Annotated in this window: 19 protein-coding genes; 11 read left to right on the plus strand and 8 right to left on the minus strand. The window is 70.2% G+C overall.

Going from position 1 to position 19888, the window contains the following annotated elements; translation table 11 throughout:
- Positions 1-184: 184 nt before the first annotated feature.
- From AQJ91_RS22145 to galK, 6 genes are all read left to right on the plus strand, one after another.
- Complete coding sequence (locus AQJ91_RS22145) at positions 185-2032, plus strand: outer membrane protein assembly factor BamB family protein (RefSeq protein WP_067024494.1); 1848 nt, start codon at positions 185-187, stop codon at positions 2030-2032.
- A 74-nt stretch (positions 2033-2106) separates the two neighbouring features.
- The gene (locus AQJ91_RS22150; RefSeq protein WP_079085114.1) at positions 2107-3951 is read left to right on the plus strand and encodes an outer membrane protein assembly factor BamB family protein; all 1845 of its coding nucleotides are present in this window, start codon (positions 2107-2109) and stop codon (positions 3949-3951) included.
- A 279-nt stretch (positions 3952-4230) separates the two neighbouring features.
- Positions 4231-4938, plus strand: a complete 708-nt coding sequence (locus AQJ91_RS22155) for a helix-turn-helix transcriptional regulator (protein ID WP_079085115.1) — start codon at positions 4231-4233, stop codon at positions 4936-4938.
- A 470-nt stretch (positions 4939-5408) separates the two neighbouring features.
- Complete coding sequence (gene galT / locus AQJ91_RS22160) at positions 5409-6470, plus strand: galactose-1-phosphate uridylyltransferase (protein ID WP_067024501.1); 1062 nt, start codon at positions 5409-5411, stop codon at positions 6468-6470.
- Entirely contained in the window at positions 6467-7429 is a 963-nt protein-coding gene (gene galE / locus AQJ91_RS22165) for a UDP-glucose 4-epimerase GalE (RefSeq protein ID WP_067024503.1), read from the plus strand. The genes galT and galE overlap by 4 nt, the downstream gene beginning before the upstream one ends.
- Before the next feature lie 30 nt (positions 7430-7459).
- Positions 7460-8611, plus strand: a complete 1152-nt coding sequence (gene galK, locus AQJ91_RS22170) for a galactokinase (protein ID WP_067024505.1) — start codon at positions 7460-7462, stop codon at positions 8609-8611.
- A 167-nt stretch (positions 8612-8778) separates the two neighbouring features.
- Here galK and AQJ91_RS22175 read toward each other — a convergent pair whose 3' ends face one another.
- Complete coding sequence (locus AQJ91_RS22175) at positions 8779-9234, minus strand: GNAT family N-acetyltransferase (protein ID WP_079085116.1); 456 nt, start codon at positions 9232-9234, stop codon at positions 8779-8781.
- A 270-nt stretch (positions 9235-9504) separates the two neighbouring features.
- Here AQJ91_RS22175 and AQJ91_RS22180 point away from each other — a divergent pair, with 270 nt between their 5' ends.
- Entirely contained in the window at positions 9505-10272 is a 768-nt protein-coding gene (locus tag AQJ91_RS22180) for a LuxR C-terminal-related transcriptional regulator (protein WP_067024508.1), read from the plus strand.
- On the opposite strand, the gene tamR is transcribed toward AQJ91_RS22180, so the two are convergent.
- Positions 10231-10728, minus strand: a complete 498-nt coding sequence (gene tamR, locus AQJ91_RS22185; RefSeq protein WP_067024511.1) for a MarR family transcriptional regulator TamR — start codon at positions 10726-10728, stop codon at positions 10231-10233. The genes AQJ91_RS22180 and tamR overlap by 42 nt on opposite strands.
- Before the next feature lie 125 nt (positions 10729-10853).
- Between tamR and AQJ91_RS22190 the strand changes: the two genes are divergently transcribed.
- The 3 genes from AQJ91_RS22190 (at position 10854) to AQJ91_RS49805 (ending at position 12275) form a co-directional block, all read left to right on the plus strand.
- Positions 10854-11666, plus strand: a complete 813-nt coding sequence (locus AQJ91_RS22190) for a trans-aconitate 2-methyltransferase (protein WP_067024514.1) — start codon at positions 10854-10856, stop codon at positions 11664-11666.
- Between the two features lie 2 nt (positions 11667-11668).
- Complete coding sequence (locus AQJ91_RS22195) at positions 11669-12037, plus strand: VOC family protein (protein WP_067024517.1); 369 nt, start codon at positions 11669-11671, stop codon at positions 12035-12037.
- A gap of 64 nt (positions 12038-12101) precedes the next feature.
- Complete coding sequence (locus AQJ91_RS49805) at positions 12102-12275, plus strand: CsbD family protein (protein ID WP_079085117.1); 174 nt, start codon at positions 12102-12104, stop codon at positions 12273-12275.
- 66 nt (positions 12276-12341) lie between these two features.
- Here AQJ91_RS49805 and AQJ91_RS22200 read toward each other — a convergent pair whose 3' ends face one another.
- Together AQJ91_RS22200 and AQJ91_RS22205 are read right to left on the minus strand one after the other, a co-directional pair.
- The gene (locus tag AQJ91_RS22200; protein WP_030967668.1) at positions 12342-13019 is read right to left on the minus strand and encodes a TetR/AcrR family transcriptional regulator; all 678 of its coding nucleotides are present in this window, start codon (positions 13017-13019) and stop codon (positions 12342-12344) included.
- Complete coding sequence (locus AQJ91_RS22205) at positions 13016-14026, minus strand: acyl-CoA desaturase (protein WP_067024520.1); 1011 nt, start codon at positions 14024-14026, stop codon at positions 13016-13018. The genes AQJ91_RS22200 and AQJ91_RS22205 overlap by 4 nt, the downstream gene beginning before the upstream one ends.
- Positions 14027-14328: 302 nt before the next feature.
- Here AQJ91_RS22205 and ppc point away from each other — a divergent pair, with 302 nt between their 5' ends.
- Positions 14329-17082, plus strand: a complete 2754-nt coding sequence (gene ppc / locus AQJ91_RS22210; RefSeq protein WP_067024523.1) for a phosphoenolpyruvate carboxylase — start codon at positions 14329-14331, stop codon at positions 17080-17082.
- Positions 17083-17160: 78 nt separating this feature from the next.
- Here ppc and AQJ91_RS22215 read toward each other — a convergent pair whose 3' ends face one another.
- The 4 genes from AQJ91_RS22215 to AQJ91_RS22230 all read right to left on the minus strand — a co-directional run bounded on the left by AQJ91_RS22215 (position 17161) and on the right by AQJ91_RS22230 (position 19856).
- A complete protein-coding gene (locus tag AQJ91_RS22215; RefSeq protein ID WP_234382761.1) occupies positions 17161-17862 on the minus strand; it encodes an LPXTG cell wall anchor domain-containing protein in 702 nt (233 codons plus the stop codon).
- A 138-nt stretch (positions 17863-18000) separates the two neighbouring features.
- A complete protein-coding gene (locus tag AQJ91_RS22220) occupies positions 18001-18489 on the minus strand; it encodes a hypothetical protein (protein WP_067024529.1) in 489 nt (162 codons plus the stop codon).
- Positions 18490-18554: 65 nt separating this feature from the next.
- Positions 18555-19190 carry an aminoacyl-tRNA hydrolase gene (pth, locus tag AQJ91_RS22225; protein WP_067024531.1) on the minus strand — a complete coding sequence of 212 codons (636 nt, stop codon included), beginning with the start codon at positions 19188-19190 and terminating at the stop codon, positions 18555-18557.
- Positions 19191-19262: 72 nt separating this feature from the next.
- Positions 19263-19856, minus strand: a complete 594-nt coding sequence (locus AQJ91_RS22230) for a 50S ribosomal protein L25/general stress protein Ctc (RefSeq protein WP_067024533.1) — start codon at positions 19854-19856, stop codon at positions 19263-19265.
- Positions 19857-19888 lie beyond the last annotated feature (32 nt).

Raw genomic sequence — 19888 nt, forward strand, 5'->3', positions numbered from 1 at the left:
AGGCGCGTAACGAGGGCATCACGGGCCGGTCCTCCCTTGGGAACAGGGGAGGATGCGGCCCGCTGTGTTGTCGGTCCCGAGTGATAGAAAGGTCCGTCTGAGAACAGTCTGAGAACCGCTGGTGTGGCGGAAACGCGACGGCACAGGGCGCGGCACCACATCGGTCACAAGGGGGAACCAGCTCATGAGCCAGCCGCCCAACCAGCCGCCCCAGGGCGGTTTCGGCGCACCGCAGGACCCACGGCAGGGTGGCTTCGGCGCACCGCAGCCCCCGCAGCAGCCTGCGCCGCAGACCCCGCCCCCGCCGCAGGGCGCCCCCCAGGCACCCCCGCCGCCCCAGGGCCCGCCCCAGGCGCCGCCGCCCCCGCAGGGCCCGCCGCCCGGCGCCCCGCAGTCCGGCTACGGCTACCCGCAACAGCCCGGCTACGGGCACCCGCAGCAGCCGGGCGCGTACCCGTCCGGCCCGTACGGGCAGCCGCAGGAGCAGCCGGGACCGTACGGCTATCCGCAGCAGCCCGGGCCCTACGGCCAGCAGCCCGCCCCCGGTTACGGCTTCCCGCCCCAGTCGCAGTACCCGGGCGCGCCCGGCACCCCGGGCTCCGGCTCGCGCAACCCCTTCAAGGGCAAGCCCGGCCTCGCCATCGGCGCCGCGGTCGCGGCGCTGGTCGTCATCGGCAGCACCGTGTTCGCGGTGACCAGCGGCGGCGACGACGACCCGAAGAAGCCGGTCGCCCAGGGGAGCGACGACCCGAAGGTCTCCGCGTCCCCGACCGGCACCGGCAGCGGCAGCGGCGAAGGCGGCGCCGACCCGGAGAACCTCAACGGGGGCCGCCAGGCCGGTGAGGCGAAGGTGCTCTGGTACAAGGACGCGCCCGACGCGCCCAAGTCCGGCGCCGACGCGCCCGGTCTGTGGATCACCGACAGGGCCGCGGTGAAGGTGGCGTACAAGCAGCTCTTCGCCTTCAACGTCGGTGACGGCGAGGAGGCCTGGGCCCCGATCACCTTCCCGCAGAAGATCTGCTCGGTCACCCCGCAGAAGTCGTCCGACAACAAGATCGTCGTGGCGTACGAGAGCGGCAGCAGCGACCGCGCCAAGTGCAACCAGCTCCAGCAGGTCGACCTCAACACCGGCGCCAAGGGCTGGAAGGACACGGTCTCCAGCAGCGGACTGTTCGACAGCACGCTCAAGGTCGAACTGTCCATCACCGGCAAGACGCTGATGGCGGGCCGCTCGCAGTCCGGCACGGCGTACGACGTCAACACCGGCGACAAACTGTGGGACAAGAAGCGGTACGGCGACAAGTGCTTCCCGGACGCGTTCGCGGGCGGTGAGAAGCTGATCGCCGTGGCGTCCTGCGACGCCACCGGCACCAACGAGCACGACGAGATCCAGGAGCTCGACCCGGCGACGGGTAAGGCCAAGTGGACGCAGAAGATGGACAAGGGCTGGAAGATCGCGCGCCTCTTCTCCATCGACCCGTTGGTCGTCTACAGCACCAACGAGGACAAGAAGGGGTGGAACATCTCCACCTTCGGCTCCGGCGGCAAGTTCCGCTCGCAGGTCGGCGTCGACCTCGACATCGGCGTCCAGTGCGGCTGGGCCATCCTCGAGCGCAACCTGGGGGGCTGCGCCGGTGCGGCGGCCGACGCCGACACGCTCTACCTGCCCACCAAGGCGATCTCCACGGCCAACGAGATCGTCGCGATCAACCTCGCCGACGGCAAGGAGAAGTGGCGCGTCAAGTCCCCGGCGGACGAGCCGATGCTGCCCATGAAGGTCGAGGACGGCAAGCTCATCGCCTACGTCAAGCCGTCGTACGACGCGGGCGGCCAGGTGCTGTCGATCCCGGTCACCGGCAGCAGCCACCAGCCGACGAAGCTGCTGCAGAACCCGGCGGGCGCCGCGCGGATCGAGAACGGCTTCTTCTCCCGGGTGTACGACTGGGTCGACGGGCGCTTCTACCTCGCGAGCGCGCGGCTGACCGGCAACGACGAGGCGAAGGAGAAGCTGATGCTCGCCTTCGGCAAGTGAGGCGTGCGCCCGCTGTCCCCTTCCCCGCAGTCCCCACCGCGTCCGCCGCTCCCCTTCCCTGAGGTACCCACGCCATGACCCAGCCGCCGCCCCACCAGCCCCCGCCCGGGGGAGGGTTCGGCCCGCCGCAGGACCAGCCGCCCCAGCAGCAGGGGGGCGGCGGCTTCGGCGCGCCCCAGCCGCCGCAGCAACCTGCGCAGCCGCCCGCACAGCCTCCGCAGGCGCCGCCGGGCCCGCCGGCCGGAGGGGCGCCGGGGTACGGCTACCCGCAGGCACCTCAGGCTCCCCAGGGAGTCGCGCAGACTCCTCCGCCCGGGTACGGCTATCCCGGGCAGCAGCCCCATGCGTACGGGCAGCAGCCCGGTGCGTACGGTCAGCCGCCGAATCCGTACGGGCAGCAGCCCGGCTACGGCTATCCGCAGCCGGGCATGCCGCTGCACCCCCAGCCCGCCGGGCCGGCCGGTGGCGGGCGGAAGGCCAACACGCGGCTGGCCGTCATCGTGGCGGCCGTCCTGGCCATCGCGCTGGTCATCGGCGGTGGCGTGCTGTACGCGAAGTCAGGTGACGAAGGCGGCAAGGACGACACCGCCGGCTCCAGCGGTGGCACCGGCGGCGGGGACAACGACAACGGGGGCGGCGGCGCCACCACCCCCGGCAAGGAGAAGGTGCCGGCCGACCCCAACTCCCAGGTCCTCTTCCAGGTACCGGCGCCCGATGTCGACGACGACACCAGCATCGACGTGGCCGGCTCGTGGCTGACCGACAAGGCGTACGTCAAGAGCGGCGTCTCCGAGATCGTCGGCTACGACCCCGAAAAGGGCACCAAGCTGTGGACGATCCCGCTGCCGGGCCCCGTCTGCCAGGCCAGTAAGCACACCACCGAGGACAACCTCACGGCCATCGCCTTCCAACCCGCGAAGCCGACCAAGGCGAAGCCCTCACACGGCTGTACCCAGGTCGCGGCGATCGACCTCGACGCCGGCAAGAAGCTGTGGACGAAGACCGCCGAGGTCGAGGGCGAGCCGATCCGCTACGACAACATCACTGTCAGCGGCGGCACCGTCGCCGCCGGCGGCACCGGCGGCGGCGCCGGGTTCGACGTCGAGACCGGCAAGCCGCTGTGGACCCCGAAGGCCGACGCCGACTGCTACGACCTCGGGTACGCCGGCGGCGAGAAGCTGGTCGCGGTCGGCAAGTGCGGCTCCTACGACCAGCCCCAGCTGCGCATCCAGACCCTCGACCCGAAGTCCGGGACGGTGATCTCCGAGTACAAGATGGCCGAGGGCATCGAGTACGCCAGCGTGGTGTCCACCGAGCCGCTCGTCGTGGCCGCCAAGGTCGGCGACGTCGAGGGTGCCGTCGGCATCACGGACGCCTTCTCGATCGACAACAAGACCGGCAAGCTGCGCATCCGCATCTCCGTGCCGGCCGACAAGTACGCGGCCCGCTGCTCCGGCGTCACCACGATCGAAGCCTGCACGGGAATCGTGGTCGGCAACGACCGTCTCTACGTGGAGACCGACCAGCACGACGGCGGCGGCGAGTTCGGCCGGACCAACGAGATCGTCGCCTTCGACCTGGCCACGGGCAAGCAGACCGGGCAGCGTGCGGACGCGGGCGACAGGTACACCATCACGCCGCTGCGGATGGACGGCGGCAACGTGATCGCCTACAAGCGTCCGCCGTACGACAAGGGCGGGCAGATCGTCAGCATCGACGGTGGGAGCTTCAAGGAGACGAAGCTGCTGGAGAATCCGGCCGCGAAGGCGGTACGGGATGTGGAGACCCGGATGTCTCCGGATTACGCCGAGCTCGTCTATGCGCAGGGGCGGCTGTACATGTCTGCCAAGTTCGCGAGCGAACTGGGCAGTTCCAACCAGAAGAAGTACCACGTGATCGCGTTCGGAGCGACGGGCTGACGAACCATCGCCCATGGTCGTGACGACGGCCCCGTTCCTGTTCAGGGACGGGGCCGTGCACGTACCGCTCATCACCCTCGAATGCGGGGAAAGCCAGAAACTCCGTCGATCCGGGGCACTTCTCACCGGTAGGGGGAGCGCAACGTCGAACAAGCGTGTAGCTTCCGGGGGCATGAAGGGCGGGGAGCCGGGAGGGGGCTTCTGTCCGCGCGGACCAATGGGCATCCATAGTGCGGCGGTATCCGAGGGGATCCATTGGGGGGACTGGGGGGTTGCTCGATGGGAGTGCGGCTGATGGTGGTCGATGACCACCGATTGCTCGCCGAGGCGTTGGCCTCGGCGCTGAAGCTGCGGGGACACCGGGTGCTGGCCGCGGCGGCGCCCGCCGCGGGTGCGGCGGAGCTGGTGATCGCCCGTGCGCCTGAGGTGTGCCTGCTGGGTACGGCCACGCCGGCCGAGCCGGGGATGTTCGACCCGGTGGTGAAGATCAAGCGGGAGCGGCCGCAGGTGGCGGTGCTGGTGCTGGGGCCGGTGCCGAGCCCTCGCGGGATCGCGGCGGCGTTCGCGGCGGGGGCGTCGGGATATGTGCGGCATGACGAGCGTATTGAGGGCGTCGAGCGGGCGATCATGAAGGCGCGGGCGGGGGAGGCGGCGGTGGCGCCGCAGCTCCTTCAGGGCGCGTTCAGTGAACTGCTCAATCCGGCGGCCCAGCCGGACGACGAGGGGCAGCGGCTCCTTCAGATGCTGACGCCGCGGGAGGTGGAGGTCCTGGTCCGGGTTGCTGACGGCGAGGACACCCGCCTGATCGCGGCGGGCATGGGCATCGCCCCGTCGACTGCCCGGACCCATGTCCAGCGGGTCCTGATGAAGCTGGGGGTCGGGTCGAGGCTGGAGGCGGCGGCGTTGGCGGCGCGTACGGGGTTGCTGGATCGGGCGGGGCCTGTGCCGCACGCACAGCCGGAGACGGGGACAGGGCCGGAGTCCTGACCGGGGGGAGACCACCGGGGGGAGACCGTCGCCACGGGGAGGGTTTTCATCGCCATGCCGATCCTGCTGGCTGGCCAGCAGGATCCATGCCGCGATTCCGGCTGTTCACGCATGCCGTTCTGGCCTGGGCCGCCTGCCGTTTCTGCCTCGCACCGGCCTTGGTCCGGGGCTCCCAGGCCATCCCCGAGGGGCCTATCAGGGAACCTTGATCACATTTCCCTGAGCGGCACTGTCTGCGCGTTGCCGCGCTCTGCGGCGGAACAGCCACGCCGCCGGCCCGGCCCCTGCCAGGGCAACCACTGGTTCGATGGTCGAGCCAGTTCGTGGCGGAACCTATGCCTGCGCGTTCAGTGATCGACACGTCTGGTGATGCTCTTTGTTTGATTGTGATGTTGACGGTTGTGGGGAGTTGTGTTTCGATGTGTTGAGTTCTGTTTGATGATCAGAGTGGCTCGAATGAGGAGTCCGGCGTGAAGAAGACCTCGACCCGGCTGGCCGACGGTCGTGAGCTCATCTACTACGACCTGCGCGACGACACCGTGCGGGACGCCGTGGACCGGCGGCCGCTGGAGCGGACCGTCACCACGTCCGAGGTGCGCCGGGATCCGCTGCTCGGCGACTCGGTCGCCGTCGCCTCGCACCGGCAGGGGCGGACCTACCACCCGCCGGCCGACGAGTGTCCGCTGTGCCCCTCGCAGGGTGAGCGGCTGAGCGAGATTCCGGACTCGTCGTACGACGTTGTCGTGTTCGAGAACCGGTTTCCCTCGCTTGCCGGTGACTCGGGGCGGTGCGAGGTCGTCTGCTTCACCTCCGACCACAACGCCTCCTTCGGTGATCTGACCGAGGAGCAGGCGGGGCTGGTGCTGGAGGCGTGGACCGACCGGACGTCCGAGCTGTCGCATCTGCCCTCCGTGGAGCAGGTGTTCTGTTTCGAGAACCGCGGTGCCGAGATCGGTGTGACGCTGGGGCATCCGCACGGGCAGATCTACGCCTACCCCTTCACCACCCCGCGTACGGCGCTGATGCTGCGTTCTCTCGCGGCCCACAAGGACGCCACCGGCGGGGAGAACCTCTTCGATGCCGTCCTGGAGCGCGAACTCGCCGGTGAACGGGTCGTCCTCGAGGGTGAACACTGGGTGGCCTTCGTGCCGTACGCCGCGCACTGGCCGTACGAGGTCCACCTGTATCCGAAGCGCCGGGTGCCCGATCTGCTCGGGCTGGACGAGGACGCGCGCACAGAGTTCCCCAAGGTGTATCTGGAACTCTTGAGGCGCTTCGACCGGATTTTTGGTGAGGGTGAACCTCCTACGCCGTACATCGCCGCCTGGCATCAGGCACCGTTCGGCTCGCTGGAGGAGTTCGAGGGTGTCCAGCGTGAGGACTTCGCGCTTCACCTCGAGCTTTTCACCATCCGCCGCACTTCCGGCAAGCTGAAGTTTCTCGCGGGTTCCGAGTCCGGCATGAACGTGTTCATCAACGACGTGCCGCCGGAGCGCGCGGCCGAGCGACTGCGAGAGGTAGCGAGTTCATGAGTGGGAAGTACCTGGTCACCGGTGGCGCGGGGTACGTCGGCAGTGTCGTCGCTCAGCACCTGATCGAGGCGGGGCACGAGGTCGTCGTTCTCGACAACCTCTCCACCGGGTTCCGGGAGGGTGTGCCCGCCGGGGCGTCCTTCGTGGAGGGTGACATCCGTGACGCCGCCAAGTGGCTGGACTCCTCCTTCGACGCCGTGCTGCACTTCGCCGCCTTCTCGCAGGTCGGCGAGTCCGTCGTCAAGCCCGAGAAGTACTGGGACAACAACGTCGGCGGCACCATGGCGCTCCTCGGCGCCATGCGTGAGGCCGGCGTGCGCAAGCTCGTCTTCTCGTCCACGGCGGCCACCTATGGCGAGCCCGAGCAGGTGCCGATCGTCGAGTCCGCGCCGACGCAGCCGACGAATCCGTACGGTGCCTCCAAGCTCGCCGTCGACCACATGATCACCGGTGAGGCGGCCGCCCATGGTCTGGGTGCCGTGTCGCTGCGGTACTTCAACGTCGCCGGTGCGTACGGGGAGCAGGGCGAGCGGCACGATCCCGAGTCGCACCTCATCCCGCTGGTCCTCCAGGTCGCGCAGGGGAGGCGGGATGCGATCTCCGTCTTCGGCGACGACTATCCGACGCCGGACGGCACGTGCGTGCGTGACTACATCCACGTCGCCGATTTGGCGGACGCCCACCTCCTCGCGTTGGATGCCGCTGTTCCGGGCGAGCACCTGATCTGCAACCTGGGCAACGGCAACGGCTTCTCCGTCCGCGAGGTCATCGAGACGGTGCGGCAGGTGACGGGGCATCCGGTCCCCGAGGTCGTGGCTCCGCGCCGGGGCGGCGACCCGGCGGTGCTCGTGGCGTCGGCGCAGACGGCCCGTGAACGGCTCGGCTGGAACCCGTCCCGCGCGGACCTCGCGGGGATCGTGGCGGACGCGTGGGAATTCGCGCAGCGGCGCGGCAACTAGGTACGTGGTACGGAAAGGTCAGGGGCAGGGATGAGCGAGGCTGTCGCCGAGCGGTTCGAGGAGCTGTACGGGGCCGGGCCCGAGGGGGTGTGGGCGGCGCCGGGCCGGGTCAACCTGATCGGCGAGCACACCGACTACAACGACGGCTTCGTCATGCCGTTCGCCCTGCCGCACACCGCGGTCGCCGCCGTCTCACGGCGTGCGGACGGCGTCCTGCGGCTGCACTCGGCGGACGTCGAGGGTGGCGTCGTCGAGCTGCGGGTCGACGCGCTCGAGCCGCAGTCGGACAAGAACTGGACCGCGTACCCGTCGGGTGTGGTCTGGGCGCTGCGGGAAGCCGGACATGCCGTGACCGGCGCGGACATCCACCTGGCCTCGACCGTGCCGGCGGGCGCGGGACTGTCCTCGTCGGCGGCGCTGGAGGTCGTCGTCGCCCTGGCGCTGAACGACCTGTACGAACTCGGGCTCAAGGGCTGGCAGCTGGCCCGGCTCTGCCAGCGCGCCGAGAACGTCTACGTCGGTGCACCCGTCGGGATCATGGACCAGACCGCGTCCGCGTGCTGCGAGCAGGGCCACGCCCTGTTCCTCGACACGCGGGACCTGTCGCAGAAGCAGATCCCCTTCGACCTGGCCGCCGAGGGCATGCGCCTGCTGGTCGTCGACACGCAGGTCAAGCACTCCCACAGCGAGGGCGAGTACGGCAAGCGCCGCGCCGGCTGCGAGAAGGGCGCCGCCCTGCTGGGCGTCGACGCGCTGCGGGACGTGGCCTACGACGAGCTGGACGCGGCGCTGGAGCGGCTGGGCGACGACGAAGAGGTACGGCGGCTGGTGCGCCACGTCGTCACCGAGGACCAGCGCGTGGAGCACGTCGTCTCGCTGCTGGAGTCGGGTGAGACGCGGGCGATCGGGCCGGTGCTGGTCGCGGGCCACGCCTCCCTGCGGGACGACTTCCGCATCTCCTGCCCGGAGCTGGACCTCGTCGTCGACACGGCCCTGGCCTCCGGCGCCCTCGGCGCCCGCATGACCGGCGGCGGCTTCGGCGGCTCGGCGATCGTGCTCGCGGAGGCCGCCGACGTGGAGGCGATCACCAAGTCGGTCGAGGAGGCCTTCGCGGCGGCCGGCTTCACGGCGCCGCGCGTGTTCGCGGCGGTGCCGGCGGCGGGGGCACGGCGCGTGAAGTAGCGGTACGGGGGTGGGGGCGGGTGCCCTCACCCCCGTAAGGCCGCTGCCGCTAGAGGTATCCCCACGCCCGCTGCCCGCGTCGTCGGGGTCCGGCACCGACTCCCGAGCAAAACCGGAGCGGGCCGTGCGTCTGGACCCCGCCGCACCTGCCGGAAGCGGTCTGACGCTCACCCCAGCCGCTTGGTCAGCGTGTACTCCGTGATGCCCGGCGGATAGTCGGGGATCACACACACCACGTCGTACCCCTGCTTCCTGTAGAACTCGGGCGCCTGGAAGTCCCACGTCTCCAGGCGTACGGCCGTACAGCCCCGTTCCTCGCGGGCCAGCCGCTCCGCGTGTGCGAGGACATGCGAACCGAGCCCTGTCCCGCGGTGGTGCTCGGCGACCCAGAGGCAGGCCACATGGAGCCAGGTCGTCCAGGTGTGGCCGACGAGTCCGCCCGCCAGTTCGTTCCCCTCGGTCAACGCCCACACATGGAGCGGAAGTTCCCGTTCACCTGGGGTTCCGCGCAGCGCGCGGATGACGGAGGAGGCCGCGGTGTTCGTGTCCCGCAGCCGGACGCGGAGCAGATCGCGTCGTTGTCTGTCGACTTCCGTCTCGATACGAAACATGCGGCACACCATAAACGCGCTGGACAACCAGTTCTGCAAATTACCTTCCGCTCCCGGCCCTCGGCCGTACCCTGATGAACAGCACCGGTGGGGGCCGGTGCTGATCAGGGGGCGAGACAAGTCGGGTACGACGCCCGAAGTGGGGGTAGCAGTCCTTGCACGGCGGCGGCCGTGCGGCCGTCTCGCTTCGGGCGTCGTGCCTGCGCCGGAGTCCGTCTCCCGGTGTCGTCCTTCGACGATGAGGTATCCCCTGCTCTTCGAGAGCTTGGGGAAGGGGGTTTCGTGGTTCGCATCCGAGTCCTGGTCGTCGACGACCATCGCATCTTCGCCGAGTCGCTCGCCGCCGCCCTGGCCGCCGAGCCGGACGTCGACGTGTCCGCGGCGGGCAGCGGTCCGGCCGCGCTGCGCAGTCTGGAGCGGGCGGCCGCCGAGGGGCGCCGGTTCGACGTGCTGCTCGTCGACGCCGATCTGGGGGGCAACGTGCCAGGTGTACGGCCTGCCGTGCCCGTTCAGGACGGCAATGAGGACGGGCTCGTCGACGGCATCTCGCTCGTCGCCGGAGTCCGGACCGGGCAGCCGGCTGTCCGGATCGTCGTCCTCGCCGAGAAGGACGATCCGCGGCGGGCCGCGCTGGCCCTGCAGGCCGGGGCGTCCGGGTGGGTGGCCAAGGACTGCTCGCTGTCCCGGCTGCTGACCGTCATCCGCGGGGTGCTGCGCGACGAGACCCATCTGCCGCCCGCGCTGCTCACCGGCGTACTGCGGGAGCTGACCGCCGCGCGCAAGCACCGCACCGAGAGCGAGCGGCTCGTCGAGTCGCTGACGCCGAGGGAGCGGGAGGTGCTGCGGTGCATGGTCGCCGGGCTGGGCCGCAAGGCCGTCGCCGAGCGGCTGTTCCTGTCCCCGCACACCGTGCGGACGCATATGCAGAACGTCCTCGGGAAGCTGGGTGTGCACTCCACCCTCGCCGCTGTCGCGCTCGCGCGCCGGGCCGGGGTCGGGCCAGTGGATCTAGCCGGGGATGTTGTCGAACGGGGCGGTCAGCTGGCGTAGCAGGCCGGCCAGTTCGCTCCGCTGGGCGCGGGACAGCTCGGCGAGGATCGCGCGCTCCTGCTCCAGCAGGCCGGCCAGGGCCTGGTCGGCGCGGTCCTTGCCGTCGTCCGTGAGGCGGACCAGTACACCGCGGCGGTCGCTCGGGTCGGGGAGACGCTCCACCAGGCCCTTCTTCGCCAGGCGGTCGATGCGGTTCGTCATCGTGCCCGAGGTGACCAGGGTCTGTGTCAGCAACTGCCCAGGCGAGAGCTGGTACGGCGTTCCCGCGCGTCTCAGCGCGGTCAGCACGTCGAACTCCCAGGGCTCCAGGCTGTGTTCCGCGAAGGCCAGCCGGCGCGCCCGGTCCAGGTGCCGGGCCAGCCTGCTCACCCGGCTGAGCACCTCGAGCGGTTCCACGTCGAGGTCCGGGCGCTCCCGGCGCCATGCTGCGACCAGCCGATCGACCTCGTCCTCCATGACGATCAGTGTAGTGGTTGTGTCGACGTGAAGTCTCTTGATGTCGAGTCTCTTGACGTCAAGCTAAATCGGTGAGGATGCTGGGTACCCGTCCTGTACGGTCACCACCTTCCGGAGGCTCCCGTATGTCCGCCCCCACCTGGGACCCCGCCCAGTACCTGCGTCACGCCGGCCACCGCGCCCGCCCCTTCACCGACCTCCTGGCCCGCGTCCCCGGCCTGCCCAGCGAGCAGCCTCGTATCGCCGACCTGGGCTGCGGTCCCGGCAACGTCACGGCCCTGCTCGCCGAACGCTGGCCCACCGCGCACATCACCGGCTACGACAACTCGCCCGAGATGCTCGACAAGGCCCACGTCGAGTGGGAGGGCCGCACGGTCGGAGGCGGCCGCCTGGACTTCTCCCACGCGGACGTACGGACCTGGGCGCCCTCCGAGCCGTACGACCTGATCGTCAGCAATGCCACGCTGCAGTGGGTGCCGGGGCACGGGGAACGGTTCGCGGAGTGGGTCGCCGGGCTGCGGCCCGGGGGCAGCTTCGCCTTCCAGGTGCCCGGCAACTTCGACGCCCCCAGTCATGTCCTGATGCGCGAACTCGCCCACTCCGCGCGGTGGCGGGGCCGCCTCGCGGAAACCCTGCGGCACGACGACGCGGTCTCGGCGCCCGCCGCCTACCTGGAGGCGCTCACCGGACTGGGCTGCGCCGCCGACGTCTGGGAGACGACGTACGTCCATCTCCTCACCGGCGCGGATCCGGTGCTGGACTGGGTCAAGGGGACCGGGCTGCGGCCCGTGCTCACCGCGCTCGCCGACGACGAGGAGGCCGCCCGGGACTTCGTCGCCGAGTACCGCACCGCACTCCGCGCGGCCTACCCGGACACCGCCCACGGCACGCCCTTCCCGTTCCGCCGCGTCTTCGCCGTCGCCCGCAAGGAGGCCTGACCATGATCACCGCCGTCGACCATGTGCAGCTCGCCGCGCCGCCCGGCTCGGAGGACCGGCTGCGCACGTACTACGCGGGCGTCCTCGGCATGACCGAGGTGCCCAAGCCGCCGGCGCTCGCCGCGAAGGGGGGCTGCTGGTTCCGGGCCGGACCTGTGGAGCTGCACCTGGGGATCGAGGACGACTTCCGCGCGGCGAAGAAGGCGCATCCGGGGCTGCGGGTCGAGGGGATCGTGACGTACGGGGCCCGGCTGGAGGCCCGAGGGGCGCAGGTCGAATGGGACGAGACCCTGCCGGGGCACCGGCGGTTCTACTCCTACGACCCCGTGGGGAACCGGCTGGAGTTCCTGGAGCCGGTGACCGGCGTTTGAGGGCCGCCGCGAAGGGTCACCCGCTGTGGTGAGACCGGGGGGAATCTTGCTGGGAGTGAGGGACGTGGCGCGAGAGCAGAAGGCCAAGGCCAAGAAGGAGCAGGTCAAGGGCAAGGCCAAGGAGGCGATGGGCCGCGCGGTCGGCAACGAGAAGATGACGGCCGAAGGCCGGGCCGAACAGGCCAAGGGCGACGCCCGCCAGGCGAAGGAGAAGACGAAGGACGCCCTCCAGGACTGAGCGTGCCGGAAGCGGCGGGGCCCCGTCCGCCGGGAGCGGGCGAGGATCCCGCCGCCGTGTCCGGCGTCAGCTCTTCCGGCGCCCTATCAGGTGCGGCTTGGCCTCCAGCCCGTCCAGACCGTGCCACGCCAGATTCACCAGATGGGCCGCCACCTCCGCCTTCTTCGGGCGGCGCACGTCCAGCCACCACTGGCCGGTCAGCGCCACCATGCCCACCAGGGCCTGCGCGTACAGCGGGGCCAGCTTGGGGTCGAAGCCGCGGCTCTTGAACTCGCGGCCCAGGATGTCCTCCACCTGGGTGGCGATGTCCGAGATCAGCGAGGCGAAGGAGCCCGTCGACTGGGGGATGGGGGAGTCGCGGACCAGGATGCGGAAACCGTCCGTGTACTCCTCGATGTAGTCGAGGAGGGCGAAGGCGGCCTGTTCGCAGAGTTCGCGGGGGTGGCCGGCCGTCAGAGAGCTGGTCACCATGTCCAGCAGGCGCCGCATCTCGCGGTCCACCACCACCGCGTACAGGCCCTCCTTGCCGCCGAAGTGCTCGTACACCACCGGCTTGGACACCCCGGCCTTCGCCGCGATCTCCTCCACCGACGTGCCCTCGAAGCCCTTCGCGGCGAAGAGGGTGCGACCGATCTCCAGCAGCTGCTGGCGGCGCTCGGCACCGGTCATCCGGGTGCGACGCGCTCGCCGCGGCTTCTCATTGCTCGGGGTGCTGCTGGAGTCGGTCGCCACGGCATCAATCATGCCGCCTTCGCCGTCTCCCGCCCTCGCCGGGAGCCGCCTTCACCGTCGTTCCGGCGCGAATCGATACGCGAGCGTGACGGCCAGCGCACGTCGTACGCCCAGCCGAGCATCTCGAACCAGCGGATGAACCGGGCCGAGGAGTCCAGCTGGCCCCGCTCCACACCGTGCCGCGCGGACGTCGGGTCGGCGTGGTGCAGGTTGTGCCAGGACTCGCCGCAGGACAGGACCGCCAGCCACCACACGTTGCCCGAACGGTCCCGCGACTTGAACGGGCGCTTGCCCACCGCGTGGCAGATCGAGTTGATCGACCACGTGACGTGGTGCAGGAGCGCCACCCGGACCAGCGAGCCCCAGAAGAACGCCGTGAACGCGCCCCACCAGGACATCGTCACCAGACCGCCGACCAGCGGCGGCAGCGCGAGCGAGACCATCGTCCAGAGGATGAACTGGCGGGAGATCGTGCGGATCGCCCTGTCCTTGATCAGATCCGGCGCGTACTTGTCCTGCGGCGTCTGCTCCTCGTCGAACATCCAGCCGATGTGCGCCCACCACAGGCCCTTCATCAGGGCCGGAACCGTCTCACCGAACCGCCACGGCGAGTGCGGGTCGCCCTCCGCGTCCGAGAACTTGTGGTGCTTGCGATGGTCCGCGACCCAGCGGACCAGCGGCCCCTCGACCGCCAGCGACCCCATGATCGCCAGCGCGATCCGGAGCGGCCGCTTGGCCTTGAAGGAACCATGGGTGAAGTAGCGGTGGAAGCCGATGGTGATGCCGTGGCAGCCCAGGAAGTACATGAAGACCAGCAGGCCGAGGTCCAGCCAGCTCACCCCCCAGCCCCAGGCCAGCGGCACCGCGGCCAGCAGCGCGAGGAACGGGATGGTGATGAACAGCAGCAGCGTGATCTGCTCGATCGAACGCTTCTGCTCGCCGCCCAGCGTGGCGGAGGGCACGGGGGTGTCGTCGTTCGCCTGCGGGGCGTCTTCGATCACATCGGAGCTCGTGGTCATGGGCGTCCCCTGTGGGGTTCGAGGGTTCAGGAGGGTGCCGAGCGCGGAAACCGCGCACAGCTTCCTACGGTTCCGTAACCTACGGCATCGTAAGTATGGCAGCGCGTCGGCCGGCGGCAAGAGCCCGAAAGCCTGCGCGTCCGGCCGGACACCTATCCTGGAGTCGGTCGGACAGCGCGGTCCGCTCTGATTCATTCCCGGATGCCCGGCCCGTATGCGGCACCCGCCGCGCGAGCCGCGCACTCCGGGTTCCCTCCCAGACGAGCTTCAGACGAGCTTCAACACTGCAAGGAGCCGCACCTGTGAGCAGTGCCGACGACCAGACTGCGTCCCGGACGACCACCAGCACCGAGCTGCGCGCCGACATCAGGCGACTGGGTGACCTCCTCGGCGAGACCCTCGTGAGGCAGGAAGGCCCCGAGCTGCTGGAACTCGTCGAGAAGGTACGCCGCCTCACCCGAGAGGACGGCGAGGCCGCCGCCGAGCTGCTGCGGGGCACCGAACTGGAGACCGCGGCCAAGCTGGTCCGCGCCTTCTCCACCTACTTCCACCTGGCCAACGTCACCGAGCAGGTCCACCGCGGCCGCGAGCTCCGGGCCAAGCGCGCCGCCGAGGGCGGCCTCCTCGCCCGTACGGCCGACCGCCTCAAGGACGCCGACCCCGAGCACCTGCGCCAGACGGTCCAGCACCTCAACGTCCGCCCGGTGTTCACGGCCCACCCGACCGAGGCCGCACGCCGCTCGGTCCTCAACAAGCTCCGGCGCATCGCCGCCCTGCTGGAGACCCCGGTCATCGAGGCCGACCGCCGCCGCTACGACACCCGACTGGCCGAGAACATCGACCTCGTCTGGCAGACCGACGAACTGCGCGTCGTCCGCCCCGAGCCCGCCGACGAGGCCCGCAACGCCATCTACTACCTCGACGAGCTGCACGCCGGCGCCGTCGGCGACGTCCTCGAGGACCTCACCGCCGAACTGGAGCGCGTCGGCGTCACACTTCCGGACGAGACCCGTCCGCTGACCTTCGGCACCTGGATCGGCGGCGACCGCGACGGCAACCCGAACGTCACCCCCCAGGTCACCTGGGACGTCCTGATCCTCCAGCACGAGCACGGCATCAACGATGCCCTGGAGATGATCGACGAACTCCGCGGCTTCCTGTCGAACTCCATCCGCTACACCGGCGCCACCGAGGAGCTCCTCACCTCCCTCCAGGCCGACCTGGAGGCGCTGCCGGAGATCAGCCCCCGCTACAAGCGCCTCAACGCCGAGGAGCCCTACCGCCTCAAGGCCACCTGCATCCGGCAGAAGCTGGAGAACACCAAGCAGCGCCTCGCCAAGGGCACCCCGCACGAGGACGGCCGCGACTACCTCGGCACCGCCCAGCTGCTCGCCGACATGACCCTGATCCAGACGTCCCTGCGCGAGCACCGCGGCGCCCTGTTCGCCGACGGCCGCATGAACCGTACGATCCGTACGCTCTCCGCCTTCGGCCTCCAGCTCGCCACGATGGACGTACGCGAACACGCCGACGCCCACCACCACGCCCTCGGCCAGCTCTTCGACCGTCTCGGCGAGGAGTCCTGGCGGTACATGGACATGCCCCGCGACTACCGGGCCAAGCTGCTCGCCAAGGAGCTGCGGTCCCGCCGTCCCCTCGCACCCACTCCGGCGCCGGTGGACGCGGCCGGGGAGAAGACCCTCGGCGTCTTCCAGACCGTCAAGCGTGCCCTGGAGGTCTTCGGACCGGAGGTCATCGAGTCGTACATCATCTCCATGTGCCAGGGCGCCGACGACGTCTTCGCCGCCGCGGTGCTGGCCCGCGAGGCGGGTCTCATCGACCTGCACGCCGGCTGGGCGAAGATCGGCATCGTCCCGCTCCTGGAGACCACCGACGAGCTCAAGGCCGCCGACACCATCCTCGAGGACATGCTCTCCGACCCCTCCTACCGGCGACTCGTCGCGCTCCGCGGGGACGTCCAGGAGGTCATGCTCGGCTACTCCGACTCGTCGAAGTTCGGCGGCATCACGACCTCGCAGTGGGAGATCCACCGCGCCCAGCGCCGCCTGCGCGACGTCGCTCACCGCTACGGCGTCCGGCTGCGCCTCTTCCACGGCCGCGGCGGCACCGTCGGCCGCGGCGGCGGCCCCTCCCATGATGCGATCCTCGCCCAGCCCTGGGGCACCCTGGAAGGCGAGATCAAGGTCACCGAGCAGGGCGAGGTCATCTCCGACAAGTACCTCGTGCCCTCACTGGCGCGGGAGAACCTGGAACTGACCGTCGCGGCCACCCTCCAGGCCTCCGCCCTGCACACCGCACCCCGGCAGTCCGTCGAGGCGCTGGCCCGCTGGGACGCCGCCATGGACCTCGTCTCCGACGCCGCGCACGACGCGTACCGCCGGCTCGTCGAGGACCCCGACCTGCCCGCCTACTTCTTCGCCTCCACGCCGGTGGACCAGCTCGCCGACCTGCACCTGGGGTCGAGGCCTTCGCGGAGGCCCGACTCCGGCGCCGGTCTCGACGGACTGCGCGCCATCCCCTGGGTGTTCGGCTGGACCCAGTCCCGGCAGATCGTGCCCGGCTGGTTCGGCGTGGGGTCGGGGCTGAAGGCGCTGCGCGAGGCAGGCCTGCGGCAAGAAGGGGACACCGTCCTCGACGAGATGCACGAACAGTGGCACTTCTTCCGCAACTTCATCTCCAACGTCGAGATGACCCTCGCCAAGACCGACCTGCGCATCGCCTCCCACTACGTCGACACCCTCGTCCCCGATGACCTGAAGCACGTCTTCGCCACCATCAAGGCCGAGCACGAACTGACCGTGCGTGAGGTCCTCAAGGTGACCGGCGAGCAGGAACTCCTCGACGCCACCCCGGTGCTGCGGCAGACCTTCACCGTCCGCGACGCCTACCTGGACCCGATCTCCTACCTCCAGGTCACCCTGCTCAAGCGCCAGCGCGACGCCGCTGCCGCCGGCGAACAGCCCGACCCGCTCCTGTCCCGCGCCCTGCTCCTCACCGTCAACGGCGTGGCAGCCGGCCTGCGCAACACCGGCTGAGCGCTACGCAGACGAGGGTGCCCCCCGTGCTCGCACGCAGCACGGGGGGCACCCTCGTTTGTCCTGCTGGCCCGCCGGTCAGGCCTTACGGCGACGGAACACCAGGTAGCCGCCCGCACCGAGCAGCACGGCCGCGGCCGCCGACAGCAGGCCCACCGGGGCACCGTTGCCGGTCTCGGCGAGGTCGCCCTCGCTGTCGCCGCCCGGCGCCGCCGGCGACGCGCCGGCGACGACGCCCTCCGAGGGCGACGTGGACGGGCTCGCGGTCGGCTCCTCGCCGTTGGTCTCGTCCGGCGTGGGCGAGGCGGAGGCGGAGACGGACGGGCTCGGAGAGGCGGTGGGCGACTCCGTCCCCGGCGTCGTGTCCTCCACGGGGCAGGTGTGCGACAGGTTGAACAGCTCCAGGTCGCCACCCTTCACCTCGGCGACGGCGGAGGTGAGCTTCGCCTCCGGCGCAGAGCCCACGTACGCGTGCTTGTCGGAGGGCGGACCGAAGTCCGTGACCACCTGCTGGCCGCCCGGCTCGAAGGTCACCTTCAGCTTGACGAAGTCCGTGGAGTTGCCGGGCAGCACGAAGTGCCAGCCGTCCTGTCCGTCGGGAATGCCGGGGCACTCCTCACGCCCCTCCTGCGGGGCGCCGCCGTCGTCGGTGGTCGACGTACGCGGAAGGCTTTGCCGCAGCTGCACGGTGTACGTGTCGTCGGTGGCGTGGGCCGGAGCGGAGAACAGCGTGACCGCGGCGACGGCGGACAGCGCGCCGGCGCGGATGAGGGTTCGCATGAGGCAGTAGTCCATCTTCGAGAACGAACGGGAAGATGTGGAGGGGGCAGCTAAGCATCCAACCACACTTGTCACCGGGTCAATCACGAACAGAGAACGAACAGACTGCCCATAGCCACGACGGCCACTGAAACCCTCTCAGATCGCGACAAAAGCCGCCGTGAGCAAGGCAACTCCCGCCCCCGCCATCACCCACGCCACCCGCGTCCGCCGCAACCCACCCGCCACGACCACCGACGCCAGCAGCAACGCACCACCCAGCGGCACCCAGGCATACAGAATCCCGGCCGGCCCGGACCGCACCACGTCATCACTGCCCGGCTTCACCACAACCGTGTACGTCTGCCCCTTCACGACGGCCACGGACTTCTCGATGACGACCTCGTCCCGCGCCCGCGAACCCGCCGACATCGGCGTGTACGGCCCCGCGCACACGTCCTCGCCGCACCGCGCCACCTCGACCGTGCCGCTCTCCCGGCCCTTCGTCAGCATCACGTGCTGCGCGGTACCCCACGACGCCCACACACCCGCGATCAGAATCAGCGCCGTGACCGTCCCCATCGCCACGACCCGTCCGAACCGCAGCACGGCGAGAACGCCCTGACTGGAAGTGACGGCAGAAGGCATGGCCGCGATCCTTGGCCATGCCCCTGCGCTCGGTCAACTTCGGCAGGACCCAGCGGGGGGACAAGTCACGAGTTGTACGTGCTTTGCGCCCGCTCAAGACCCTCGATGACGAGACACTCCACGGCATCGGCGGCCCGGTCCACGAAGTAGTCCAGCTCCTTGCGCTCCGCCGCCGAGAAGTCCTTCAGCACGAAGTCCGCCACCTGCATGCGCCCCGGCGGCCGCCCGATCCCGAACCGCACCCGGTGATAGTCCGAACCCATCGCCTTCGTCATCGACTTGAGCCCGTTGTGCCCGTTGTCCCCGCCGCCCAGCTTGAGCCGGAGCATCCCGTAGTCGATGTCCAGTTCGTCATGAACAGCCACGATGTTCGACACCGGCACCTTGTAGAAGTCCCGCAGCGCGGTCACCGGCCCGCCCGACAGGTTCATGTACGACATCGGCTTCGCCAGGATCACCCGCCGGTTCTCCCCCAGTGCCTTAAGGGCCTGGGAGGTGCCCCCACGCCCCGGCGGCCCGATCCGCCCCTCGACGACCTGCGCCTGAGCCTTCCCGGCCCGCTTGAACCTCCCCCCGATCCGCTCGGCCAGCAGATCGGCCACCATGAAACCGACGTTGTGCCGGTTCATGGCGTACTCGGGTCCCGGATTGCCGAGGCCGGCGACGAGCCAGGGAGCACTCGGATCGGACGTCACGTGCATGTCTCCTTGATACGCGCCAGCCGCTGCCCCCTACGGGAACAGCGGCTGACGAACCGATGACAGAGCTGAGGATCAGGCCTCGGCGGACTCTTCGCCGCCCTCGGCACCCTCGGCGGCCTCCTCGGCCTGCGCGGACAGCACCTGCAGGACGACCGTGTCACCGTCGACGGCCAGCTTGGTGCCGGTCGGCAGGGTGATGTCCTTCGCCAGGACGGAGGCACCGGCCTCCAGGCCCTCGACGGAGACCGTCACGGACTCGGGGATGTGCGTGGCCTCGGCCTCGACCGGCAGCGCGTTCAGCACGTGCTCCAGCAGGTTGCCACCGGCGGCCAGCTCGCCCTCGGCGTGCACCGGGATCTCGACCGTGACCGTCTCGCCGCGCTTGACCAGCTGCAGGTCGACGTGCTCGAGGAAGCCCTTGATCGGGTCACGCTGCACGGACTTCGGGATCGCCAGCTCGTTGGTCTTGCCGTCGATGTCCAGGGAGATCAGGACGTTCGGCGTACGCAGCGCCAGCAGCAGCTCGTGGCCCGGCAGGGTCAGGTGCAGCGGGTCGGAACCGCGGCCGTACAGCACACCGGGAACCTTGCTGTCACGACGGATACGGCGGGCGGCACCCTTGCCGAACTCGCTACGGGTCTCGGCGGAGATCTTGACCTCGGACATGATCACTCCTCGTAGAAATCAGGAACGGACGT

The sequence above is a fragment of the Streptomyces dysideae genome (assembly GCF_001514305.1).
Lineage (GTDB): Bacteria > Actinomycetota > Actinomycetes > Streptomycetales > Streptomycetaceae > Streptomyces > Streptomyces dysideae.